We start from the raw sequence: 22,752 nt of genomic DNA on the forward strand, positions 1-22,752 counted from the left end.
TTGTCCGTGCGCGAGCACGACCGACACGTCAGGATGGACCGGTGAGCCCCCTCGAGCCCGTGGACGGCGGCACCTCCGCACAGGAGGTGCCGTCGTCCGGCTCCACCACCCCGGTCCCCCCGGGCCCGGTCACCACCGCCGAGCTGGGAGCCCTGCTCACGCAGGCCGCCCGCGGCGACGACCAGGCCTTCGCCACCTTCTACGACGCCACCTCCTCGCGGGCCTTCGGGCTCGCGCTGCGGGTGGTCCGCAACCCGGCGCAGGCCGAGGAGGTCGTCCAGGAGGGCTACCTCGAGGTCTGGCGCACCGCCGCCAGGTTCGACCCCGACCAGGGCAGCGCCATCTCCTGGTTGCTCACCCTGGTCCACCGCCGGGCGGTGGACCGGGTGCGCTCCGCGGAGGCGGCCGGCCGACGGGACGAGAGCTACCACCACCAGAACCACACAGTCCCCCACGACTCCACCGCCGACGAGGCGCACGCCTCGTTCGAGGCGCGACGGGTCCGCGGGGCACTGCGTACGCTGACCCCGATCCAGCGCGAGGCCCTCGAGCTGGCGTACTTCGGTGGCTACACCCACACCGAGGTCGCCACGATGCTGGACCTACCGATCGGGACCGCCAAGACCCGCATCCGCGACGGCCTCATCAGGCTGCGCGACGCGCTCGGGGTGGGCCAGACACCGGGAGAAGGAGCAAGAGCATGACCGACGTGCACGCGCTGTCCGGCGCTTACGCGATCGATGCTCTCGACGACGCCGAGCGCGCCCAGTTCGAGCAGCACCTCGCCCTCTGCGGCGAGTGCCGGGCCGAGGTCGCGGGTCTGCAGGAGGCCGGCGCCGAGCTGGCCGCCACCACCATGGCCACCCCGTCCGCCGCGTTGCGCGCCCGGGTCCTGGCCGACGTGGCCCAAGTGCGCCCGCTCCCGCCGGTGGTCGCCCCCCCGGCCGGCGTCACCGACCTCGCCGCCCACCGCAGCCGCCGCCGTCGGCCGCTGCTGCTGGCCGCCGCCGCGGCCGCCGTCGTGGCCGCCGTCGGCGTCGGCGCCGTGGTGACCCAGCCGTGGGCCGACGAGCCCGCCGTCGTGCAGGCGCTGCCCGACCCGACCGAGGCGGTCCTGGCGGCCTCCGACGCCGAGACCCACGCGACCGACCTGCCCGAGGTCGAGGGCTCGGCGACCGCCACGGTCGTCCGTTCCCGCGAGCTCGGCCAGGCCGTGATCATGACCCAGAACATGCCGGTGCTGCCGCGCTCCGAGGTCTACCAGCTGTGGCTGCGGGTCGACGGCGACATGAAGCCGGCCGGTCTGATGACCGCCACCGACAGCACCGTGCTCCTCGAGGGCGACGCCACCGACGCCGAGGCGATCGGGGTCACGGTCGAGCCGGCCGGCGGCTCGCCGCGCCCCACGACCCAGCCGGTCGCGTACGTCCCGCTCGAGACCGTCTGATGGAGGGACGCACCACCCCGGCCGCCCCCCGGACCGTGGCCGTCGTGGGCTCCGGGGTGGCCGGGCTGACCGCGGCGTACGTCGCCTCGCGCACCGCCGAGGTCACCCTCTACGAGGCCGACGACCGCCTCGGCGGGCACGCCGACACCCACCAGGTGACCGACCGGCGCCCCGACGGCACCGAGCAGGTCCTCGGCATCGACACCGGCTTCATCGTGCACAACCCGCGCACCTACCCGGTGCTGCTGCGGATGTTCGCCGAGCTCGGCGTGGCCACGCAGCCCTCCGAGATGTCGATGTCGATCCGCGACGACCAGACCGGCCTGGAGTGGGCCGGGGCGCTGGGCCGGCGCGGGCTGTTCCCGACGCGCGAGAACCTCTCCCGGCCCCGCTACCTGGCGATGCTCGCCGAGATCCCGCGCTTCCACCGTCAGGCCAAGGCCGTCGTGGCCCGGGCCCGGACGCCGTCCGGACCGTCGGTGGTCGAGGACGTCACCCTGCGCCAGTTCCTGCGCCAGGGGCGGTTCAGCGCCTACTTCGTGCGGCACTTCATGGAGCCCCTGGTCGCCGCCGTCTGGTCCTGCGACCCGGAGGTCGCCCTCGACTACCCCGCCCGCTACCTGTTCACGTTCCTCGAGCACCACGGCATGCTCGGCATCTTCGGCAGCCCCCAGTGGCGCACCGTCACCGGCGGCTCGCGCGCCTACGTCGAGAAGGTCGGCGCGCGTCTCCAGCACGTCCGGCTCGGCGCCAAGGTCACCTCGGTGCTCGAGACCGCGGACGGCGTCGAGGTCACCGACGGCAACGGCGACGTCAGCACCTACGACGCGGTCGTGGTCGCCACCCACCCCTCGCACGCCCTGGCGATGCTCGCCGAGCCGACCGCGCTGCAGCGCGAGGTCCTCGCCGCGATGCCCTACTCCGCGAACACCGCGCTGCTGCACACCGACGCCTCGCTGCTCCCGGTCGCCACCGCCGCCCGCGCGTCGTGGAACTTCCGGCGCCCGCTCGACGCCGACGCCCGCCCGGGCGAGGTGATGGTGACCTACGACCTGACCCGGCTGCAGCGGCTCCCGACCGACACCGCCTACCTGGTCACCCTCGGTGGCGAGCACGTCGTCGACCCGACCACGGTGATCGCGCGCCGGGAGTACGAGCACCCGCTCTACAACCCGGAGTCCGTCGCGGCGCAGGCCCGCCTGCCCGAGGTCTCCGGCGACCGCGTCGCGTTCGCCGGGGCGTACCACGGGTGGGGCTTCCACGAGGACGGCGCGCGCTCCGGCCTCGCCGCCGCCGAGCGGGTCGGGCTGACCTGGCCGGTGGCCGAGCAGGCGCCGGGCGCCGCCGCGGCCCGCGAGCGGCGGGAGCTGACCGGCGTCTTCGAGACGACGGTGCGCCACACCCGGCGCCGGCCCTGGCGGCGCGCGTTCACGCACCGCACCCGCACCTGGGTGGTCGACCTCGACGACCTGCCCGACCACGGGCTCCTGGGCCGCTTCGAGGCCCGCGACCACCTCGGCGACCCCGAGCGGACGATCCGCGAGAACCTCGAGGCGTTCCTCGACCGCGAGGGCGCCGTGCCCGAGGACGGGCTGCGCGGCGGGCAGGTCCTGATGACCGCGAACGCCCGCGCCCTGGGCTACGTCTTCAACCCGATCTCGGTCTTCTGGTGCTTCGACGCCGCCGGGGACCTGGCGGCCACCGTGGTCGAGGTGCACAACACCTACGGCGACCGGCACGCCTACGTCGTGCACCCCGACGCGCAGGGCCGCGCCCGGACCGAGAAGGCGATGTACGTCTCCCCCTTCCACGGCACCGACGGGTGGTACGACCTGGCCGTGCCGGTGCCGGACGAGCGGCTGCACGTCGCGGTCACCCTGAGCACCGACGACGGGGCGCGCTTCAGCGCCTCCCTCGACGGCCGACGACTGCCGGACGACGACCGCCGCGCCGCGCTCAAGGCCGCCCCCGCGGCCCTGCGCGGATCCGTCCTCATCCACGCCCACGGGATCTGGCTGTGGCTGCGCCGCCTCCCGATCCGCCCGCGCCCCTCGCACCACCAGGAAGGTGTCCGATGACCCTCGCCCCCGACCGCCGGTCCTCGGCCCCCCGCGCCGCGGACCTCGCCTCGCCCGACCTCCCCGGTCCCGACCGCGGCCCCGGCCGGTGGCCCGGGCTCGACGTGGTGCCGACCGGCCTGCGGGCCCGCGTCGCCTCCCGCCTGGCGCGGCAGATCTTCACCGCGGCGCTGCGTCGTCTCGACGTCACCGTGGAGCTGGCCGCGACCGCGACCCGGCCGGCCCAGACCCTCGGCCGCGGCGGCCCGGTGGCCGTCGTGCACCGCCCCGAGGAGTTCTTCGCCCGGATCGGCAGCGACGGCCTGATCGGGTTCGGCGAGGCCTACCTGACCGGCGCCTGGGAGGCCGAGGACCTCGGCGGCTTCCTGGCCGTGCTCGCCGCCGAGATGGCCGACCTGGTGCCGCGCCCGCTGCAGAAGCTGCGCGCGCTCTACGTGGCGCGGCCGCCGGCGTTCCACCGCAACACCGAGGACCAGACCCGGGGCAACATCGCGCACCACTACGACCTGTCCAACGACATGTTCGAGCTGTTCCTCGACCCCACCCTGAGCTACTCCAGCGGGCTCTTCGAGGCCCGGCACACCTCCGCGGTCGACGCCGTCGGCCCGCACCGCCGCGCCCTGGCCCCTCGCGCCGGCGAGGACGGCGGCCCCGCGCTCGCCGACCTCGAGCCGGCCCAGGACCGCAAGCTCGAGCGGCTGCTCGACGTGACGGGCGTCGGTGCGGGCACCCGGGTCCTCGAGATCGGCTCCGGCTGGGGCGAGCTCGCGATCCGCGCCGCGCGGCGCGGCGCGACGGTCACCACGATCACGCTCTCGAGCGAGCAGCAGAAGCTGGCCCGCGAGCGGGTCGCCGCCGCCGGGTTCAGCGACCGCGTCGACGTCGAGCTGGTCGACTACCGCGCGGTCACCGGCACCTACGACGTGGTGCTGTCGGTCGAGATGATCGAGGCGGTGGGCTGGCAGTACTGGCGCACCTACCTGGAGACCATCGACCGCTCGCTGGTGCCCGGCGGACGCGCCGGCATCCAGGCCATCACGATGCCGCACGACCGGATGCTGGCGACCCGCAACACCTACACCTGGGTCAACAAGTACATCTTCCCCGGCGGGTTCCTGCCGTCGGTGCAGGTCCTCGACGAGCTGAGCCGAGAGCACACCTCGTTGCGCCTGGGCGACCGGCTCTCGATGGGCCGGCACTACGCCGAGACGCTGCGGCTGTGGGACGAGACCTTCGCCGGTCGCCGCGAGGAGGTCCTGGCCCTCGGTTTCGACCAGACCTTCCTGCGGATGTGGCACTTCTACCTGGAGTACTCCCGCGCGGGCTTCGCCGCCGACTACATCGACGTCAACCAGCTCGTCTGGACCAAGGAGCAGCACCTGTGAGCACCGCCGTCTCCCTCGCCGAGCGGCTCGCCGCCGTCGTCGAGCCCTTCCTCGGCGGTCCGCTGCCCGTCCGGCTCCGGGCCTGGGACGGCTCCGAGGCCGGGGACGCGACCGGTCCCCTCGTCGAGCTGCGCTCGCCGGCCGCCGTACGCCGGCTGCTGCGCCACCCCGGTGAGCTGGGGGCCGCGCAGGCCTACGTCACCGGCGAGCTCGACGTGCCCGAGCAGGACGGCTGGGACCTCGACACGGCGCTGACGCACTCCTTCCAGGTCGCCCGTGAGCGGAAGCTGACCGGGGCGCGCGTGACGCCCGGCTCGGTGCTGACCGCGGTCAAGGAGCTCCGGGCGCTGGGCCTGATCGGGCTGCCGCCCGGTCCCCCGGCCTCCCAGGCGCAGGTCAAGGGCCGGCTGCACAGCAAGCTGCGCGACCGGCGCGCGATCAGCCACCACTACGACCTGTCCAACGAGTTCTACTCCTTGATCCTGGACCCGCAGATGGCCTACTCCAGCGGCTACCACGTCAAGCCCGACGTGAGCCTGGAGGAGGCCCAGCGCGCCAAGCTCGACCTGGTCTGCCGCAAGCTGGGCCTCGAGCCCGGGATGCGGATGCTCGACGTCGGCTGCGGCTGGGGCTCGCTGTCGCTGCACGCCGCGGAGCACTTCGGCGCCCAGGTGGTCGGCGTGACGATCGCGGCCGAGCAGAAGAAGTTCATCGACGCCCGGATCGCCGAGCGCGGCCTGGGCGACCGGGTCGAGATCCGGCTCCAGGACTACCGCGACGCCGTGCCGTCCCCCCGCGAGGAGTACGACGCGGTGGGCTCGCTGGAGATGGGCGAGCACGTCGGGCAGGACAACTACCCGACGTACGCCTCCGTGCTCTGCCGCGCCGTGAAGCCCGGCGGGCGGGTGCTGATCCAGCAGATGTCGCGCACCGGCAGGTGGCCCGGCGGCGGACCGTTCATCGAGTCCTTCATCGCCCCCGACATGTACATGCGCCCGGTCGGCGAGACCGTCGCGATGCTGGAGCGCGGCGGGCTCGAGGTCCGCGACGTCCACGCCCTGCGCGAGCACTACGTGCTGACCGTGGCCGGCTGGCTCGAGCGGTTCGAGGCCAACGTCGAGCGGCTCACCGAGCTGGTCGGCGAGGAGGTCGTGCGCGTGTGGCGGCTCTACCTCGTCGGCGGGTCGATGGCCTTCCGCGACGGCCGGATGGGCGTCGACCAGATCCTGATGGTGCGGCCCGGGGCGGCGCACACGCTGCCGGGCGAGCGGGCCGGGTGACCCGCCCGGCTACGTTCTGGGCGTGAGCACCTTCCCGCTGGTCGTCCTCGTCCTCGCCCTCGGCGCCGCCACGGTGGTGGCCGTCATGGCCCTCACCGCGATCCGCGGGCAGCAGCTCGGCGTGGTCGCCGTGGTCGACGTGGCCTGGGGCTCCGGCTTCGTGGTGGTCGCGCTGGTCTCCGCGGTCGTCGGCCAGCTGCTCGGTCCCGACAGCGGGGACGCGACCTTCCAGCGGTGGTTCGTCCTCGTGCTGGTGGCCCTGTGGGGCGGCCGGCTGGCGTGGCACGTGCGTTCCCGCTTCAACGGGGAGCACGCCGGCGAGGAGGACCCGCGCTACGCCGAGATGCTCGGCGGCTCGCTGGCCGAGGTCGGCCTGGCGACCGCGGTCAAGCGCGTCTTCGTCGTGCAGGGGACCGCGATGTGGCTGGTCTCGCTGCCGGTCATGGTCGGGGCGGTCACCGACCTGACCTGGTGGCCCGTGCTGGTCCTCGGCGCCCTGGTCTGGGCCGTCGGCCTGGCCTTCGAGGCGATCGGCGACCGGCAGCTCACCGCGTACAAGGCGGAGCCCAAGGAGACCCGGCCGAAGGTCATGGACCGCGGGCTGTGGGGCTGGACCCGGCACCCGAACTACTTCGGCGACGCCACCGTCTGGTGGGGCCTGTGGCTCGCCGCCGGCCTCGCCTCCGGCTGGGTCGTCGGCCTGGCCACGGTGGTCGCGCCGGTCGCGATGACGTTCTTCATCCGCAACGTCACCGGCGCCAAGCTGCTGGAGAAGAAGATGAGCCAGCGCGACGGCTGGGACGACTACGCCGCCCGCGTCCCGATGTTCTTCCCGCTGCCGCCGGGCGTGAAGAAGTCGGTCTCGCGGGGCTGAGCCCCGGGCCGCGAAGTCCCGGGCGCGTGGGACTGCTACTCCCGTCGCGCCCGCGCCTCCTCCTGCATCGACGGCGTGACGACCGGTGACGACCCGGTCTCGACCTGGTCCTTCGGGGAGTCCGGGTCGGGGACGAACTCGTGGGTGTCGCCGTTGCGCTGGTCGAAGCGGATGGTGACGGTCTCGAAGCCCTTGTGGCGCTGCATCTGCGCGTAGGCGGCGTACGCGCGGCGGTCGGCGTCGGTGAGGTCGACGGCGTCGGTGAACGGGGTGAGCAGCGCGCGCGGCCAGAGCCGGCGGGCGAGCACCACGTTCACCTCGATCCCGAGCACGCCCATCAGCGAGGCCAGGTAGATGATGCCGACCAGGCCGAGGACCAGGCCGAAGGTCGCGTTCACGCCGGAGGTCTCGGCCACGACCCGCTGGGCGTAGATCGTCCCGACGTACTGCAGGCCCTGCCACAGCACCGCGGTGACGAACGCGCCGGGCGCCGAGCGGCCGAAACCGTGCCGGCGGGAGGCGGCCAGCCGGAAGAGCACCGTCAGCCCCAGGCCCACCGCGACGGTGGTCACCAGGGAGATCCCCAGCCGCACGATCCCGGCCAGGTCGGCCCCGAGCACGTCGGTGCTCGCGCCGAGCACCGAGACCGTCGTGACGCCCAGCACCGCCACCCCGGAGGTGGTGATCAGCGCCAGGCTCTTCAGGCGCAGCAGGAAGGGGTTCGGCCTGCTGTTGCGCGGCACCGACCAGGCGATGTTCATCGCGTTCTGGATCGCCTGGCCGAGCCCGAGGGCACCGTACGTCGCGGCCAGGATGCCGACCGTGACCCCGAGCGCCGAGCCCTGCAGGCGCTCCGGGCGTCCCAGCTCGTCGCCGATGATCGGGAAGTTGGCCAGCGCCGAGTCCAGCACGCTCTCCTGCAGCCCGGGGTTGCCCTGCAGCAGGAAGCCCAGGATCGTCGAGGCCAGCAGCAGCAGCGGGAAGATCGCGATGAAGGCGTAGTAGGTGAGGATCGCGGCCAGGTAGTTGCCCTGGTCGTCGAAGAACTTGTAGAGCACCCCGAGGGGGAAGCCGATGACGCGGTGCCGCCGCTGGAAGCGGTCGGCCCTGCTCACGACGTCGGACACCCGCGTACGGTATCCGCCCGGGCCGCGCTGACCTGCCTCGACGCGACCCCCGCCCTCAGTACGACTTGGGCAGCCCCAGGCTGTGCATCGCGACGTAGTTCAGGATCATCTCCCGCGAGACCGGTGCGATCCGCCCGGCCCGGGCCGCGACCAGGAGGCCGGCCATGCCGTACTCCTGGCTGATCCCGTTGCCGCCGTGCGTCTGCACCGCCCGGTCGACGGCGTGCACGGCGGCCTCGGCGGCGGCGTACTTGGCGATGTTGGCCGCCTCGCCCGCCCCGGTCTCGTCGCCGGAGTCCAGGAGCGCGGCGGCCTTGGCGTTCATCAGCCGCGCCATCTCGATCTCGATGTGGCTCTCGGCCAGCGGGTGCGCGATCGCCTGGTGGGCGCCGATCGGGGACTGGAAGACGGTGCGCTCCTTCGCGTACGCCGTCGCCCTCGCCAGGGCGTAGCGCGCGAGGCCGAGGGAGAAGGCGGCCGCCATGATCCGCTCGGGGTTGAGCCCGGCGAAGAGCTGCACGAGCCCGCCGTTCTCGTCGCCGACGACGGCGTCGGCGGGCAGCCGGACGTCGTCGAGGAACACCTGGAACTGCTTCTCGGGGCTGACGATCTCCATCGGGATGACGTGGGCCTCGAAGCCGTCGGCGTCGGTCGGGACGACGAACAGGACCGGCTTGACCTTGCCGGTGCGCGCGTCGTGGGCGCGGGCGACGACCAGCACGTTCTCGGCCTCGTCGACGCCGGAGATCCAGATCTTGCGGCCGTTGAGCACCCAGGTGTCGCCGTCGCGCCGGGCGTTCGTGGTGATGTTGTGGGTGTTGGTGCCGGCGTCGGGCTCGGTGATCGCGAAGGCCATCGTCCCGGTGCCGTCGCAGATGCCCGGCAGCCAGCGCTGCTTCTGCGCCTCGGTCCCGTAGCGGACGATGATCGTGCCGCAGATGGCCGGGCTGACGACCATCAGCAGCAGCGGGCAGCCCTGCGCGGCGAGCTCCTCGCACACGGCCGCGACGTCGCCGATCCCGCCGCCGCCCCCGCCGTACTCCTCGGGGACGTTGATGCCGAGGTAGCCGTTCTTGGCGATGTCGAGCCACAGGTCGGTGGTCTTGCCGCCGCTGCGGGCCTTCTCGGTGAAGTACTCCCGGCCGTACGTGCCGGCCAGCCTCGAGACGGCCTTGCGGAGCTCCTGGCGCTCCTCGGACTCGGTGTACGCGTTGCTCATGCTTCCTCCACCACTGCTAGGACCTCCCCGGCCGCGACCTGCGTGCCGGGCGTGACGTCGATCTGCGCGACGGTGCCGTCGTACGGCGCGGTCACGGTGTGCTGCATCTTCATCGCCTCGAGGACCAGGACGGCCTGGCCCGCCGAGACCTCCTCGCCGGGGCCCACCAGCACCGCGACCACGCTGCCGGGCATCGGCGCCAGGAGCGAGCCGCTGGCCACCGCGTCGGCCGGGTCGGTGAACCGCGGGACCTCGTGCAGCCGGCGGTGCCAGCCGGCGCCGTCGACGTCGACCGCGCGCCGACCGACGGGCCGCGCGTCGTCGAAGGTCACGTGCGCGTGCGTGTGGACGCCCTCCCAGACGTAGTCGACCCGGGTGCTGGGTGCGGCGCCGGGGACCTCGGTGCGGGAGAGCCCGGTCACCCGGAAGTCGGCCTGCGGCAAGACCGGGTACGGGTCGCCGGCCAGCCACGGGGTCTCGTCGGGCTCGGGGCCGCCGTCGTCCCAGCGCGCCACGTGCGGGGCTGCGACGACGTTGCGCCACCCGGTGGGGATCCCGGCCTGGACCGTCCGCCGGGCGTCGAGGTCGGCGACCCGCGCCGCGGTGGCGGCCAGCGTCGCGGCGTCGGCGCCGCGGACGAACGGACGGGCGAGGTCGGGGTGGTCGTCGAGGAACCGGGTGGTCAGCCGCCCGGCCGTGAAGTCCGGCGACGTCAGCACCGCGACCAGCTGGTCGCGGTTCGTGCGGACGCCGTGGATCCGGGAGCGGCGCAGCACCCCGGCGAGCCGGCGCGCGGCCTGGGCGCGGGTCGGGGCGTGCACGACGACCTTGGCCAGCATCGCGTCGTAGTGGGTGGAGACCGTGTCGCCTGCGGCGTACCCGGCCTCGACCCGCACCCCGTCCTCGACGGGGATCTCGAAGGCGGTCAGCCGACCGCTCTGCGGCTGGTAGTCCTCCGCCGGGTCCTCGGCGTAGAGGCGCACCTCGATCGCGTGCCCGTCGGCGGCGCCGGACGGGTCGTGTGCCTCAGCACGGTCCTCGGGCCGGGCTGGGACGCACGACCCGCCCTCGGCGACCTCGATCTGCATCGCCACCAGGTCCACCCCGTGCACCATCTCGGTGACCGGGTGCTCGACCTGGAGCCGGGTGTTCATCTCCAGGAAGAAGAACCGGTCGGCGGCCTGGTCGTAGAGGAGCTCGACCGTCCCCGCACCGCGGTAGGAGATCGCGGCGGCCGCGGCCCGGGCGGCGTCGTGCAACGCCGCCCGGGTCCCGGCGGGCAGGGCCGGGGCGGGCGACTCCTCGACCACCTTCTGGTGGCGGCGCTGGACCGAGCAGTCCCGCTCGCCGAGCACCAGCACGCCGCCGCGGCCGTCGCCGACGACCTGGACCTCGACGTGCCGGCCGAGCCCGACGTACGGCTCGACGAACACCGTCCCGTCACCGAAGGCGCTGAGCGCCTCGGCCTCGGCGGCCGCGACCTCGCGGTCGAGGTCGGCGAGGTCGCGGACGACCCGCATCCCCCGACCGCCGCCCCCGGCGGAGGCCTTGACCAGCAGCGGCAGGTCCGCGTCGGTCGGGTCCGCGGGCGCCTCCAGCGTCGGCACCCCCGCCTCGCGCATCAGCTGCTTGGCGCCGATCTTCGAGCCCATCGCCTCGATCGACGCCGGCGTCGGACCGACCCAGGTGATCCCGGCGGCCTCGACCGCCCGGGCGAAGTCGGCGTTCTCGGACAGGAAGCCGTACCCGGGATGGATCGCGTCGGCTCGGTGGTGGTCGGCGACCTCGACGAGGAGCGCCGCGTCGAGGTACGTCTCCGCCGGCGTCGAGCCGGGCAGGCGTACCGCGAAGTCGGCCTCGGCGACGTAGGGCAGCCCGGCGTCGGCGTCGCTGTGGACCGCGACCGTCTCGATGCCGAGCGCGCGGCAGGTCCGGAAGACGCGGGAGGCGATCTCGACGCGGTTCGCGACGAGCATTCTGCGGATCATGACGGTCCCTACATCCTGAAGACGCCGTAGCCGGCGGCGCCGGACCAGGTCTTGTTCTCGATCACGGACAGGCAGATGCCGAGCACGGTGCGGGTGTCGCGGGGGTCGATGACGCCGTCGTCGTAGAGCATCCCGGACAGCGCGTGGGGCAGGGAGGCCTCCTCGACCATCTGCTCGACGTAGGCGCGCATGCCGGCGTCGCCCTCCTCGTCGTAGACCTGCCCCCGGGCCTCGGCCGAGCCCCGGGCCACGATCGACATGACGCCGGCGAGCTGGGCGGGGCCCATCACGGCCGACTTGGCGCTGGGCCAGGTGAACAGGAACCGGGGGTCGTACGCGCGTCCGTTCATGCCGTAGTTCCCGGCGCCGTAGGACGCGCCGAGGATCACCGTCAGGTGCGGCACGGAGGAGTTCGAGATGGCGTTGATCATCATCGCGCCGTGCTTGATGATGCCGCCCTGCTCGTACTCCTTGCCGACCATGTAGCCGGTGGTGTTGTGCAGGAACAGCAGCGGTGTGTCCGTCTGGTTGGCCAGCTGCACGAACTGGGTCGCCTTCTGGGCCTCCTCGCTGAACAGCACGCCCTGGGCGTTGGCCAGGATGCCGACCGGGCGGCCGTGGATGCGGGCCCAGCCGGTGACCAGCGAGGTGCCGTAGAGCGGCTTGAACTCGTCGAAGGCCACCTCGTTGGTCGCGCTCACGCCGTCGCAGACGCGGGCGACGACCTGGCGCGGGTCGAAGGGCTCCTTGAGGTCGGCCGGGACGAGGTCGAGCAGCTCCTCGGGGTCGGCGTCGGGCCCGGCGTACGGGTCTCGTGACGCTCGCTGCGCTCGCTCCTCGACCACCGGGGGTCCCGACTTGCGCCAGTTCAGCCGGGCCACGATCCGGCGACCGATCCGGATCGCGTCGTGCTCGTCGACGGCGAGGTAGTCGGCCAGGCCGGAGGTGCGTGCGTGCATCCCCGCGCCGCCGAGCGACTCGTCGTCGGACTCCTCGCCGGTGGCCATCTTCACCAGCGGCGGGCCGCCGAGGAAGACCTTCGCCTGCTGCTCGACCATCACGGTGTAGTCGCTCATCCCGGGGATGTAGGCGCCGCCGGCCGTGGAGTTGCCGAAGACCAGCGCGATGGTGGGGAGCTTCGCGGCCGAGCTGCGGGTGATGTCGCGGAAGGTCTTCCCGCCGGGGATGAAGATCTCCTTCTGCGTCGGCAGGTCGGCGCCGCCGGACTCGACCAGGGCGATCGTCGGCAGCCCGTTCTCCTCCGCGACCTGGTGGGCGCGGAACGCCTTCTTGACCGTCCACGGGTTGCTGGCGCCGCCCTTGACCGACGGGTCGTTGGCGGTGATGACGCACTCGACCCCCTCGACCACCCCGATCCCGGTGACGATGCTGGCGCCGACGGCGAAGTCGGAGCCCCACCCGGCCAGCGGGGACAGCTCGAGGAACGCCGAGCCCTCGTCGACGAGCAGCTCGATGCGCTCGCGGGGCATCAGCTTGCCGCGGGCGTGGTGGCGCGCGACGTACTTCTCCCCGCCGCCGGCGACGGCCTTGGCGTGCTCGGCGGCGAGGTCGGCCAGCCTGGCCTCCATCGCCTCGCGGTTCGCTCCGTGGGTCACCGGTGCGCTCACAGCAGTCCCTCCTGGATCTGGACCATCCGGCTGCGCAGCCACTCGCCGAGCGCCTTGGCCTGGGGGTCGGTACGGGTCGAGGCGGCCACGCCCTCGCCGAGCAGCCCGTGGATGACCACGTTGACGGCGCCGAGGTGCGGCAGCAGGTGGACGTCCACGTCGAGGTCGGCGGACTCGGGGACGAGCTCGCGGACCTTCTTCGGGCTGAGCACCTTGAACAGCCAGGCCACGCGGTCGGCGCGCTTCTCGGCGTCGCCGGGGGCGTCGTGGGCGACCCAGAAGCCGACGTTCGCGTCGCCGCCCTTGTCACCGGAGCGGGCGTGGACGAAGGTCCCCAGCGGCTGGCGCCGGGTGAGCCGGTCGGCGGGGGCGGGGTACGGCGAGGGCCGGCGACCGTGGTCGTCCAGGTCGGCCGGGGCCGGGCCGGTCGGGGCCAGGTCGGTCGGGTCGGGCACCACCTCACGGGTGCCGTCGGGCAGGACGACGACGTGGGTCACGGCGGCGCGGTCGACGTACGCCGGGCGGTAGACGCCGTACGGCGTGGGCCGGGCCGGGGGCCGGTGAGGGTGAAGCCGGGGTACGACGCCAGCGCCAGCTCGACCACGGGGCCGGTGAACGCCTTGCCGACGGGGTCGGCCTCGGGGTCGAGCCCGGTGCACCGCAGCACGCAGGCGGCGTCCTCCTGCCGCTCGGCGTCGGCCCGCGGGGTGATCCCGCGCGTCCAGGTGACGCTCGCCGCGGTGAGGCGGTGGTCGAGCTGCTCGTGGACCCACGCCTCCTTGGCGTCGAGGTCGAGGCCGGTCAGGACCAGCTCGAAGGAGTTGCGGAAGCCGCCGAGCTCGTTGACGCAGACCTTGAGGGTCGCGGGCGGGGCCTGCCCGCGGGTGCCGGAGACGCGGACGCGGTCCTCGCCGACCTGCTCGAGGCGGACGGTGTCGAGCTCGGTGGTGACGTCGGGGCCGAGGTAGCGCGTCGACTGGATCTCGTAGACCAGCTGGGCGGTGACGGTGTCGAGGGTGACGGCGCCGCCGGTGCCGTCCTGCTTGGTGACCGTGCAGGACCCGTCGGCCTCGATCTCGGCGAGCGGGAAGCCGAGCGGGAGGTGGCGGCGCGGCAGCCGGGTGAAGCCGGAGAAGTTGCCGCCGGTGGCCTGGGTCCCGCACTCGAGGACGTGGCCGGCGACGACGGCGCCAGCCAGCGCGTCGTGGTCGGCGGGGGTCCACCCGAAGTGCGAGGCGGCGGCGCCGAGGACCAACGACGCGTCGGTGACGCGCCCGGTGACCACGACCTCCGCGCCGGCGTCGAGGGCACGCGCGATCCCGAACCCGCCGAGGTAGGCGTTGGCCGTCAGGGCACCGGGGTGGCCGAGCTCGGCCGCCCACTCGCGCAGGTCGTCGCCCTCGACGTGGGCCACGGCCGGGTCGAGCCCGAGGCCCCGGGCGACCTCGCGGACCCGGTCGGCGAGGCCGGCCGGGTTGAGGCCGCCGGCGTTGACGACGATCCGGGTGCCCTGCTCCAGCGCGAGACCCAGGGTGTCCTCGAGCTGACCGACCACCGTGCGGGCGTAGCCCAGGGAGGGGTCGCGCATCGCGTCGCGGCCCAGGATCAGCATGGTCAGCTCGGCCAGGTAGTCGCCGGTGAGCACGTCGAGCGGGCGGGAGGTGCCGTCGGGGCCGGCGCTGCGCCCCTCGAGCATCTCGCGCATCGCCGAGAGCCGGTCGCCGTAGAAGCCGGAGCAGTTGCCGACGCGCAGGACGTCGGCGGACCGACGGTCTGTCCGTACGGGGTCAGCCACGACGGCTCGCCCGCCCCTCGCCCGGGGGGCCGGCGAAGCACTGGGCGATGCCGAGCCAGCGGGCAGCCTCGTCCCCGGTCGCCACGAGGTCGGTGTCGTCGCGGTGGACCCGCTGGGTGACCAGGCGGGCGAGGTCCCAGGCCGAGCCGTGCACCTGGTCGGTCGCGTCGTCGGGCCCCCACGTCCACCGCTCGCCGGAGGGCGAGGAGAGTTCCACGTGGAACGGTGCCGTCGGCGGGGTCAGCCCGTGGGTGGCGTAGGCGAAGTCGCGGGTGCGGACCCCGAGGTGGCAGACGTGGCGCACCCGGTCGGTGGGCTCGACCGGCACGCCCAGCCCCTCGCGGACGTCCAGGGCGTGCGCCCACGTCTCCATGAAGCGGGCGGTCGCCATCGACGCGGCCGACATCGGGGGGCCGAACCACGGCATCTTGTGGCCCGCCGGCAGGGAGCGGAGCGCGGTGGCCAGGGAGGCACGACCGTCGTCCCAGGTGGCGAGCAGGTCGGCGGTCGGCAGCGCGGCGAGCTCCTCCGCACCGCGGTCGACGAACCCGTCGGGGTCCTCCAGCGCGCCGAGCACGAGGGCGTCCCAGGCGTCCTTGTCGGTGGCCGCCAGGGTGGCGGCGCGGTCGGTCCACGCCAGGTGGGCGACCTGGTGGGCGACGGTCCAGCCGGGGGCCGGGGTGGGCGTGGCCCAGCCGCCGCCGGACGTACGGGGGTCGAGGTCGGCGACGACCGCGCGCAGGGCGTCGGTCTCGGCGGCCAGGTCGACCAGCAGTCCGTCCAGCAGGTCGTCGGTGCTCACGGGGCACGCTCCTTCAGGGCGGTGTCGAGGACGCGCGCCCACTCGTCGAGGATCCGCGACCGGCGACGGGCGTCGTCGGTGATCGTGTCGGCCAGACCGAGACCGCGCACGAGGTCGAGCGTGGCCTGCACCAGCTCGCGTACGCCCGGCGCGTGCTCGTCGGCGCCGAGGAGCTCGACCGTCAGCCGGTGCGTCTCCCGCCCGACGCGCTGCTCGAGCGGGGCGACGGCGTCGAGCAGGCCGGGATCGGTGCGCGCCGCCACCCACAGCTCGAGGGCGGCGGTGAAGACGGGCGAGGTGAAGTGGTCGGCCAGCATGCCGAGGACCGCGCGGGTGCGCTGCTCCCCCGTGGGAAGCGCCGCTGCGGCGGCGACCAGCTCGCGTCGGCGTACCTCCGACAGGTGCTCGACGGCAGCCACGACCAGCGCGTCCTTGGTCGGGAAGTGGTGCAGCTGCGCGCCACGACTCACGCCGGCGCGCTGGGAGACCAGCGTCGTGGACGTGCCGGCGAAGCCGCGCTCGACCAGGCACTCCACCGTCGCCTCCAGCAGCCGGGCCCGCATGACACGGGTCCGCTCCTCCTGGGGTACGCGGGTGGGGGCGGTGCTGCTCACGCAGGCGAGTGTGGCGTGGGTGGGAACAAACAGTCAAGACTGTCGGGAAGTCAGCCGTCGGACCTCGGGCTTCGGAGCGATCGACCAGGGGGCGCAGCGCCCCGGTGGTCGAGGAGCGAGCGAATCGCCCCGGTGGTCGCCGCGCCCGGTCGATGGGTGATCTGCACTCACCAGGTGCACGTAGATCACCCATCGACCCACGGGGGACTGGTCTCGAGACGCTCGCTGCGCTCGCTCCTCGACCACCGGGCACCCTTCTGTCCGGAACCGTCACCTCGACGCGCCGCGAGCGTTGCCTCGGCCGTACGGTCCTGGGGTGGAGGTGGTGGGTGAGATCTGGGGCGAGGTGCTGGGCACCCAGGCCCCGCCGACGCAGGCCGTCCGGTGGGTCTGCGCGCTCGTCGCGCTGGTCGTCGTCGCGCTGCCCGGCAGCTGGCGTCGCTCCCGGGTCGTGGTCACCGTGGCGCACGAGGGCGCGCACGCCGTGGTCGCGGTGCTGTGCGGGCGCCGCCTCGACGGCGTCCGGCTGCACCGGGACTCCTCGGGCCTGACGCTGTCGCGCGGTCGGCCGCGGGGGCCGGGCATGGTGGCCACCGCGTTCGCGGGCTACCCCGGACCGGCGCTGCTCGGGCTGGGCGCCGCGGCGCTGCTCGCCGACGGGCGGGCGCTGGCGGTGCTGTGGCTGGCGGTGCTGCTGCTCGCCGGCCTGCTGCTGTGGGTGCGCAACGCGTACGGGCTGCTCGCCGTCGGCCTCTCCCTCGCGCTGGTCGCCGCCGTGTCGTGGTGGGCCGAGCCGCGGTGGCAGTCCGCGGCCGCGCACGCCGGCACGTGGTTCCTGCTCCTCGGGGCGGTGCGCGCGGCCGTCGAGCTGGGTCGGGACCGCCGCCGTGAGCGCGGGCGCACCTCGGACGCCGACGTGCTGGCCCGGCTCACCCACGTCCCGGCCCCGGTCTGGGTCGCGGTGCTCGTGCTCCTCACGCTCGGCGCCGCAGCCCTCTCAGCCCGGCTCCTCCTGGCCTGACCCGCAGACCGACCAGCAGCCCGGCCGGCAGCCCGACCGGCAGACCGACGAGGTCAGGGCCGCAGGTCCACCCACACCGCACGGTGGTCCGACGTGGGGAACGGGAAGGTGCCGGTCAGCCGCGACAGCGGGTCGGCCCGGCGGGGCCAGAACACCCCGGACCCGGTGACCTTCATGCTCCGGCGCGGCAGGACGTAGTCGGCGCGGAGGTTGCCGGGCGCAGGGTCGTCGTTGAAGTCGGCGGTGTCGTACCGGGGGGCGGACTCGTGCTCGAGGTTCGGGCCGCCCTGCAGCCGGCTGGCCTCGCGGGCGCCCGCCGAGCCCGGCATCGGGTCGGCGATCCGGCGGTGGTCGAGCAGCTGCTGGATCGCTCCGGGCACCGAGTCGCCGTCGTTCGGGTCGCTGTTCTGGTCACCGGCGACGACGAAGGCCGTACCGGCGGCGAGTCCGCCCTCGCGGCCCTGGTCGTCGACCATCCAGTCGCCGCGACGGCCGGAGCGCACGTAGTCGGCCCAGAACCGGATCTCGTCGGCGTTGCGCAGGCCGTTGCGGTCCTCGGCGCCGTCGAAGGTCGGCGGCGTCGGGTGCGAGACGAGGTAGTGGACGGTCTTCCGGCCGACCCGGACCGGGACGTCCCAGTGCGACTTGCTGGAGAGCCGGACCACGTCGAGCTCCTCGGGCGTGAACCAGTCCGCGGGCGCCTCGGTGGCGGGGTCGTCGGGCAGGCGTGCACCGGGGACGTCCTTCCACAGGACGTCCTGGAACGTGCGCACCTGCCGCTGAGCGATCGGGTAGCGGCTGAGCACGAGCATGCCGTACTGCCCCTCGAAGTCACCGAAGCCGTAGGCGTCGTTGCCACCGCCGACGGACCCGTTGTTGTCGAGGTCGAAACCGCTGGCGACGCCGGTGTTGGAGGGCGCGGTGAAGGCGTACGGGTAGCGGATCGCGCGGGAGCGGTCGCCGGCCGGGCCCTGGCGGACCTCGAGGTAGTTCTCCCGGAACAGGTCGGCAGCCTCGCCCGCGTCGTCGTGGTCGAACTCGTTGACCAGCAGCACGTCGGGGCGCACCCGCTGCACGACCTCGGCGACCGCGGCGGCCTGGGTGTCGTTTGGCGTGGACAGGTCGGCGACCAGCTCGCCCTCGCTCGCGCGGTTGAGCGAGGCGTTGAAGGTCGCGAACCGGACCTCCGGCGCCCTCCCCTCACGCCCGCCGCCTGCCGCAGCACGAGCGGGGCCTGGCTCGCCGGAGGCGGCCGGCACGGCGAGGAGCGGAGCGACGCCGAGCGCCGCGGTGAGCAGGGAGGCGCCGAGCGCCCGAGAGGTACGCGTCATGGGCCCCACCCTGCCGGACCCCGGCGACAGCCGGGCGAACGCCACGTGTCGATCACCGCGCGATGATCACTCCAGCCGCGCCACGATCGGCAGCCGCGAGCGCGACGCCACCGCCACCACCAGGGCGCTCAGCAGCGGCAGGCCCACCACGACCACCCCGAGCAGCAGCCACGGCACGTCGAGGTAGTGCGCCGGACCCGTCGTGCCGAACCCGTAGTCGATCGGCCGGGTCAGCGGGTAGGTGACCGCGATCCCCGGCACCAGCCCCACCAGGGCCCCGAGCACCGAGCCGACCGCGCCGACCACCAGCGCGTACGCCGCCGCCACCGCGCGGCGTGTCCTCGGTGCCGCGCCCACGGCACCGAGGGTGGCGAGGTCGGGGCGGGCGTCGGAGAGCGCCAGGAAGGTGGCGGTGAGGGTGCCGCCGAGCATCAGCACGGCCCCGAGCCCGCCCAGCACCAGCTGAAAGATGCGGACCTCCTCGGGCGGCTGGTAGCCGCGCTCGACGTAGAGGCCCGCGGGGCCGGGCAGCCCGGCGACGACCTCCTTCGCGTCCTGCGCCTCCTCGTCGGACAACCCGCCGCGGACCACCAGTGCGGTGGTCGCCACCTCGAGCCCGGCCTCGCGCGCCCCGGCCTCGGAGATGACGCCCTGCGCGTTGGCCTGGTCGAGCTCCACCGGCACCGTGGTCGCCGGCAGCGTGGTGCGCTCGGTGTCGCCGCGCCCGCCCGGGTGGTCGACCACCCGCACCTCGTCGACGGCGGGGTCGCCGGTGTTGCTCAGGGCGACGACGCCACCGGCGGCCAGCACCTCGTCGACCCGGGTCTGCTGCTGCGCCGAGAGGGGTTCCACCCCGCGCAGGAAGGACGGCAGGCCGGCCTCGCTGACCAGGAGGTCACCGGCGAGGACGCCGTTGGTTGATGACAGCAGGGTGCCCGCACCGGGCGCCCGCAGCTCGACGAAGCCGTCGGTCACCACGCCCCGGACCTCCTCCACCCGGTCGGCCGCCTCGGCCGGCAGCACCGAGAGCAGCGCGGTGCGTACCTCCTCGGCGTCGGCGTTGCGCCCCGCGGGGCCGTAGCTCAGCGAGACGGCGGCGTCGCCGACGGGCAGCGCCGCCACGTAGCCCGCCGCCGACTGCGCCTCGTCGCTGCTCGTCGCGATCCCGAGCGCGACCACACCGGCCACCGTGGCGGCCACGGCGGCCACCGCCGGCACGGTGCGGGTCCGGTGCCTGGCTGCGTCCCGGGCTGCGAACCGCAGGGCCAGCGGCAGCCCCCGCGAGGCCCGGGCGACCGCGCCGACCAGGACCGGGACCAGCAGCAGCATCCCGAGCACGCAGACGATGGCGGCCCCCGCGATCGCGGTCTCGCCGCCCTGGTCGGCGCGAGCCCCGTACGTCGCCAGGCCGGCGCCCAGCGCCACCAGGACCAGGCCCACCACGGGCGAGCGTCGCGACGGCGCAGCATCCCCGCGCCGGCCGGCCAGCACCGCCACCACGTCCTGGCGCGATGCCAGCCAGGCCGGGACCGCGGCCGCGAGCAGCGCGCTGACCAGCCCGAAGACCAGCACGGCCGCCAGGTGCAACGGCTCGACGTCGTACGGTCCGAGCCGGCCGGTCGAGTAGCCCTGGAGCACGGGGCGCAGGGCCCACGCGGCCGCGAGGCCGCCCAGGACGCCGATCACCGACCCACCGACACCGAGCACGACCCCGGAGCCGAGCACGACCCGGCGGGCGTCCCGCGGCGAGCCGCCGGCCGCCGAGACCAGCGCCAGGGTCCGCGCCTGACGGCGGGCACCGACGGCGAAGGCCGGTCCGGCCAGCAGCACCACCTCGATCAGCACCATCACCGCGATCAGGACCGCGGCGGTGACGGCGGCCTCGTCGAGGACGTCCATCCCCGCCTGCACCTGGGGCGCGAGCTCGCTCTCCGGTGGCGGGTCGAGGAGCACGGCCCTCGAGACCACGGTCGCCCCGAGCGCGTTGAGGTCGCGGACCTTGTCCCACGAGACCGGGTCGCCACCGACGAGCAGCGAGGACACGCCCCGGGGCTCGAGCGCGGAGCCGGGCACCGAGGCGGCGAACGGCTGCCCGACGAGCGCGGCGGACTCGGCCTCGCCGACGATGCGCAGCGCCTCACCCGACGCCAGGACCAGGTCCTGCCCCACGCCCGGGCCCCGGTCGTCGAGCCTGGCGTTGACCACGACCTCGTCGGTCGAGGTCGGCAACCGACCCGAGGTCAGCTCGACCATCCCGGCCGTCAGCGGGTCCCCGAGATCGGTCACGAGGACCTGGGCGTCGGCGCGGCCGCGGTCGGTGTCGAACCGCACCGACCCCTCCCGCACCCGTACGGTCTGCGCGTCCAGGTCCTCGAGGCCGAGCGCGGCCGCCACGGCGTCGCGGTCGGCCTCGCCCCGGCCGCGCCAGCCCGAGCCGTCGTCGGGGTCGAACATCTGGAAGGCCCGCCCGTTCCCGTGCAGCTCGACCCGGGCCTCGGCCGCACCGAGTCGCCGCTCCACGGACTCCGCGCCGCTCACCGAGCTCGTGGCGTAGAGCGTGTCGGCGGTGGTGACCGCGAGCACGGGCAGCGCCAGCAGGGTCAGGGCCAGGGCCGTACGACCCCGCGCGCGGCGGGCGTCACGGCGCGCGATCCGCAGCGGGACCCGCCACCCGGTGACCCAGCCGGTCACCCGACCCCGACTCACCGGGCGCTCGGCTCGAGCAGCGCGTCGACCGGGGCGGCCCCGGTGTCGTCGACGACGCGGCCGTCGCGCAGGAAGACGACCCGGTCGGCCCAGGCGGCGTGCCGGGCCTCGTGGGTCACCATCACCGCCGCGGCGCCCGCGTCGCAGCGCTCGCGGAGCAGGCGCAGCACCTCCTCGCCGGTCTCGGTGTCCAGCGCCCCGGTCGGCTCGTCCGCCAGCACCAGGCGGCGCTCGCCGACCACGGCCCGGGCGATCGCGACCCGCTGCTGCTGGCCACCCGACATCTGGTCGGGGAAGCGGTCGGCGAGGTCGGCGACGCCCACCTCCTCCAGCGCCCGCAGCGCCGCGGCACGCGCCGGGCGACGGCGCTCGCCGTCGAGCTCGCGGGGCAGGGCGACGTTCTCCGCCGCGGTCAGCGCCGGGATCAGGTTGAAGTCCTGGAAGACGTAGCCGATCGCCGTCCTCCGCAGCCGGGCCCGCTCGGCCTGGCCGGCCGCGCCGAGGTCGACCCCCTCGACCTCGACGCGACCGGACGTGGCCTGGTCGAGCCCGCCGGCCAGGGTCAGCAGGGTCGACTTGCCCGAGCCCGAGGGACCCATCACGGCGACGAGCTCGCCGGCGTGGGCGGTGAAGGTGACCCCGACCAGCGCGCGGACCTCCGTGGCGCCCTCCCCGTGCACGCGGGTCACGTCGGTCAGCTGCAGCACGGCGGTCATCGGGTCTCCTCGGTCGGGGCGGGGGCGGTAGGAGCGGCGGGTCGGGGACGGCGCGGTCGGACGGCGCGCAGCCGCTCCCGGCTGCCGGCCAGCCAGCGGCGCTCGTCCCGGAGCAGCCGCGCGGCCACCTCGGGCGTCACGGCCGCACCCCGCGGCCAGGACGGGCGGCGTCGTCGACGGCCTCGACGGCCTCGGCGGCACGCCTCCCGGCGGCGTGCCGGCCCTCGATCGCCGCCCGGCGCAGCCTCGCCTCGCAGTGGTCGAGCCAGCGCACCTCGGCCTCGGCGGCGAAGATCAGGGAGTCGACGACCAGCGACCACGCCAGGTCGTCGCCGGCCTGCCGCTTGAGCCGGGTGTAGTCCTGCAGGGCGCGCATCGTCGCCGAGCGCTGCTGCTGCACCACGGTGCCGACGTCGACGCCCGGCACGGTCACGGCCAGCGCCAGCTTGATCGCCAGCTCGTCACGCGGGGGCTGGGTGCGGGCCACCGGCGTGGTGAACCACGCGGCGACCTCGCTGCCGCCCTGCTCGGTGAGCCGGTAGACGACGTGGCCCTCGGCGTCCTCGCCGGCGCCCTCGACGAGGCCGTCGCGCTCGAGCCGGGTCAGCGTCGTGTAGACCTGCCCGACGTTGAGCGGCCAGGTCGCCCCGGTGCGCTGCTCGAACTCCACCCGCAGCTGGTAGCCGTACATCGGCTGCTCCTGGAGCAGCGCCAGCAGCGCCTGCTTGACCGACACGACGA

Annotated in this window: 20 protein-coding genes; 7 read left to right on the forward strand and 13 right to left on the reverse strand. The window is 74.6% G+C overall.

Annotated features, from left to right (window positions below; all coding sequences use genetic code 11):
- Positions 1-41: 41 nt before the first annotated feature.
- Genes ENKNEFLB_RS21485 through ENKNEFLB_RS21510 form a run of 6 tightly spaced genes read left to right on the forward strand, consistent with a single transcriptional unit; the run spans position 42 to position 7,064 of the window.
- The gene (locus tag ENKNEFLB_RS21485; RefSeq protein WP_275955925.1) at positions 42-704 is read left to right on the forward strand and encodes a sigma-70 family RNA polymerase sigma factor; all 663 of its coding nucleotides are present in this window, start codon (positions 42-44) and stop codon (positions 702-704) included.
- Positions 701-1,447, forward strand: a complete 747-nt coding sequence (locus ENKNEFLB_RS21490) for an anti-sigma factor (RefSeq protein WP_214057209.1) — start codon at positions 701-703, stop codon at positions 1,445-1,447. The genes ENKNEFLB_RS21485 and ENKNEFLB_RS21490 overlap by 4 nt, the downstream gene beginning before the upstream one ends.
- Positions 1,447-3,525: an FAD-dependent oxidoreductase gene (locus ENKNEFLB_RS21495; protein WP_214057210.1), complete on the forward strand. Its 2,079-nt coding sequence runs from the start codon at positions 1,447-1,449 to the stop codon at positions 3,523-3,525. The genes ENKNEFLB_RS21490 and ENKNEFLB_RS21495 overlap by 1 nt, the downstream gene beginning before the upstream one ends.
- Positions 3,522-4,910, forward strand: a complete 1,389-nt coding sequence (locus ENKNEFLB_RS21500; protein ID WP_214057211.1) for an SAM-dependent methyltransferase — start codon at positions 3,522-3,524, stop codon at positions 4,908-4,910. The genes ENKNEFLB_RS21495 and ENKNEFLB_RS21500 overlap by 4 nt, the downstream gene beginning before the upstream one ends.
- Positions 4,907-6,190: an SAM-dependent methyltransferase gene (locus tag ENKNEFLB_RS21505; RefSeq protein ID WP_246535724.1), complete on the forward strand. Its 1,284-nt coding sequence runs from the start codon at positions 4,907-4,909 to the stop codon at positions 6,188-6,190. Before ENKNEFLB_RS21500 ends, ENKNEFLB_RS21505 begins: the two co-directional genes overlap by 4 nt.
- 22 nt (positions 6,191-6,212) lie before the next feature.
- Positions 6,213-7,064, forward strand: coding sequence for a DUF1295 domain-containing protein (locus tag ENKNEFLB_RS21510; RefSeq protein ID WP_246535725.1), 852 nt, complete (start codon positions 6,213-6,215; stop codon positions 7,062-7,064).
- Between the two features lie 35 nt (positions 7,065-7,099).
- On the opposite strand, the gene ENKNEFLB_RS21515 is transcribed toward ENKNEFLB_RS21510, so the two are convergent.
- Genes ENKNEFLB_RS21515 through ENKNEFLB_RS21545 form a run of 8 tightly spaced genes read right to left on the reverse strand, consistent with a single transcriptional unit; the run spans position 7,100 to position 16,237 of the window.
- A complete protein-coding gene (locus tag ENKNEFLB_RS21515; RefSeq protein ID WP_246535726.1) occupies positions 7,100-8,191 on the reverse strand; it encodes a YihY/virulence factor BrkB family protein in 1,092 nt (363 codons plus the stop codon).
- 55 nt (positions 8,192-8,246) lie between these two features.
- The gene (locus tag ENKNEFLB_RS21520; protein ID WP_214057212.1) at positions 8,247-9,410 is read right to left on the reverse strand and encodes an acyl-CoA dehydrogenase family protein; all 1,164 of its coding nucleotides are present in this window, start codon (positions 9,408-9,410) and stop codon (positions 8,247-8,249) included.
- Entirely contained in the window at positions 9,407-11,398 is a 1,992-nt protein-coding gene (locus tag ENKNEFLB_RS21525; RefSeq protein ID WP_214057213.1) for an acetyl/propionyl/methylcrotonyl-CoA carboxylase subunit alpha, read from the reverse strand. The genes ENKNEFLB_RS21520 and ENKNEFLB_RS21525 overlap by 4 nt, the downstream gene beginning before the upstream one ends.
- A gap of 8 nt (positions 11,399-11,406) precedes the next feature.
- Positions 11,407-12,987, reverse strand: a complete 1,581-nt coding sequence (locus tag ENKNEFLB_RS21530) for an acyl-CoA carboxylase subunit beta (protein WP_214059663.1) — start codon at positions 12,985-12,987, stop codon at positions 11,407-11,409.
- Positions 12,988-13,022: 35 nt separating this feature from the next.
- Positions 13,023-13,523 (reverse strand): AtuA-related protein, encoded by a 501-nt coding sequence (locus ENKNEFLB_RS22765; protein ID WP_246535727.1) that lies wholly within the window; start codon positions 13,521-13,523, stop codon positions 13,023-13,025.
- Positions 13,520-14,821: an acyclic terpene utilization AtuA family protein gene (locus ENKNEFLB_RS21535; protein ID WP_246535728.1), complete on the reverse strand. Its 1,302-nt coding sequence runs from the start codon at positions 14,819-14,821 to the stop codon at positions 13,520-13,522. The genes ENKNEFLB_RS22765 and ENKNEFLB_RS21535 overlap by 4 nt, the downstream gene beginning before the upstream one ends.
- Complete coding sequence (locus tag ENKNEFLB_RS21540) at positions 14,814-15,623, reverse strand: TIGR03084 family metal-binding protein (RefSeq protein WP_246535729.1); 810 nt, start codon at positions 15,621-15,623, stop codon at positions 14,814-14,816. The genes ENKNEFLB_RS21535 and ENKNEFLB_RS21540 overlap by 8 nt, the downstream gene beginning before the upstream one ends.
- Positions 15,620-16,237 carry a TetR/AcrR family transcriptional regulator gene (locus ENKNEFLB_RS21545; protein WP_338040933.1) on the reverse strand — a complete coding sequence of 206 codons (618 nt, stop codon included), beginning with the start codon at positions 16,235-16,237 and terminating at the stop codon, positions 15,620-15,622. Before ENKNEFLB_RS21545 ends, ENKNEFLB_RS21540 begins: the two co-directional genes overlap by 4 nt.
- 316 nt (positions 16,238-16,553) lie before the next feature.
- Here ENKNEFLB_RS21545 and ENKNEFLB_RS21550 point away from each other — a divergent pair, with 316 nt between their 5' ends.
- Complete coding sequence (locus ENKNEFLB_RS21550; RefSeq protein ID WP_214057214.1) at positions 16,554-17,258, forward strand: M50 family metallopeptidase; 705 nt, start codon at positions 16,554-16,556, stop codon at positions 17,256-17,258.
- 53 nt (positions 17,259-17,311) lie between these two features.
- Here ENKNEFLB_RS21550 and ENKNEFLB_RS21555 read toward each other — a convergent pair whose 3' ends face one another.
- The 5 genes from ENKNEFLB_RS21555 to ENKNEFLB_RS21575 form a co-directional block, all read right to left on the reverse strand.
- Positions 17,312-18,589 (reverse strand): endonuclease/exonuclease/phosphatase family protein, encoded by a 1,278-nt coding sequence (locus ENKNEFLB_RS21555; protein WP_214057215.1) that lies wholly within the window; start codon positions 18,587-18,589, stop codon positions 17,312-17,314.
- Positions 18,590-18,655: 66 nt separating this feature from the next.
- Positions 18,656-21,280 carry an FtsX-like permease family protein gene (locus tag ENKNEFLB_RS21560; protein WP_214057216.1) on the reverse strand — a complete coding sequence of 875 codons (2,625 nt, stop codon included), beginning with the start codon at positions 21,278-21,280 and terminating at the stop codon, positions 18,656-18,658.
- Positions 21,281-21,291: 11 nt separating this feature from the next.
- Positions 21,292-22,011 (reverse strand): ABC transporter ATP-binding protein, encoded by a 720-nt coding sequence (locus tag ENKNEFLB_RS21565; protein ID WP_214057217.1) that lies wholly within the window; start codon positions 22,009-22,011, stop codon positions 21,292-21,294.
- Positions 22,008-22,151: a hypothetical protein gene (locus ENKNEFLB_RS21570; protein ID WP_214057218.1), complete on the reverse strand. Its 144-nt coding sequence runs from the start codon at positions 22,149-22,151 to the stop codon at positions 22,008-22,010. Before ENKNEFLB_RS21570 ends, ENKNEFLB_RS21565 begins: the two co-directional genes overlap by 4 nt.
- Positions 22,148-22,747 carry a PadR family transcriptional regulator gene (locus ENKNEFLB_RS21575; protein ID WP_214057219.1) on the reverse strand — a complete coding sequence of 200 codons (600 nt, stop codon included), beginning with the start codon at positions 22,745-22,747 and terminating at the stop codon, positions 22,148-22,150. Before ENKNEFLB_RS21575 ends, ENKNEFLB_RS21570 begins: the two co-directional genes overlap by 4 nt.
- Positions 22,748-22,752 lie beyond the last annotated feature (5 nt).

This window comes from Nocardioides aquaticus, assembly GCF_018459925.1.
GTDB classification, from domain to species: Bacteria; Actinomycetota; Actinomycetes; order Propionibacteriales; family Nocardioidaceae; genus Nocardioides; species Nocardioides aquaticus.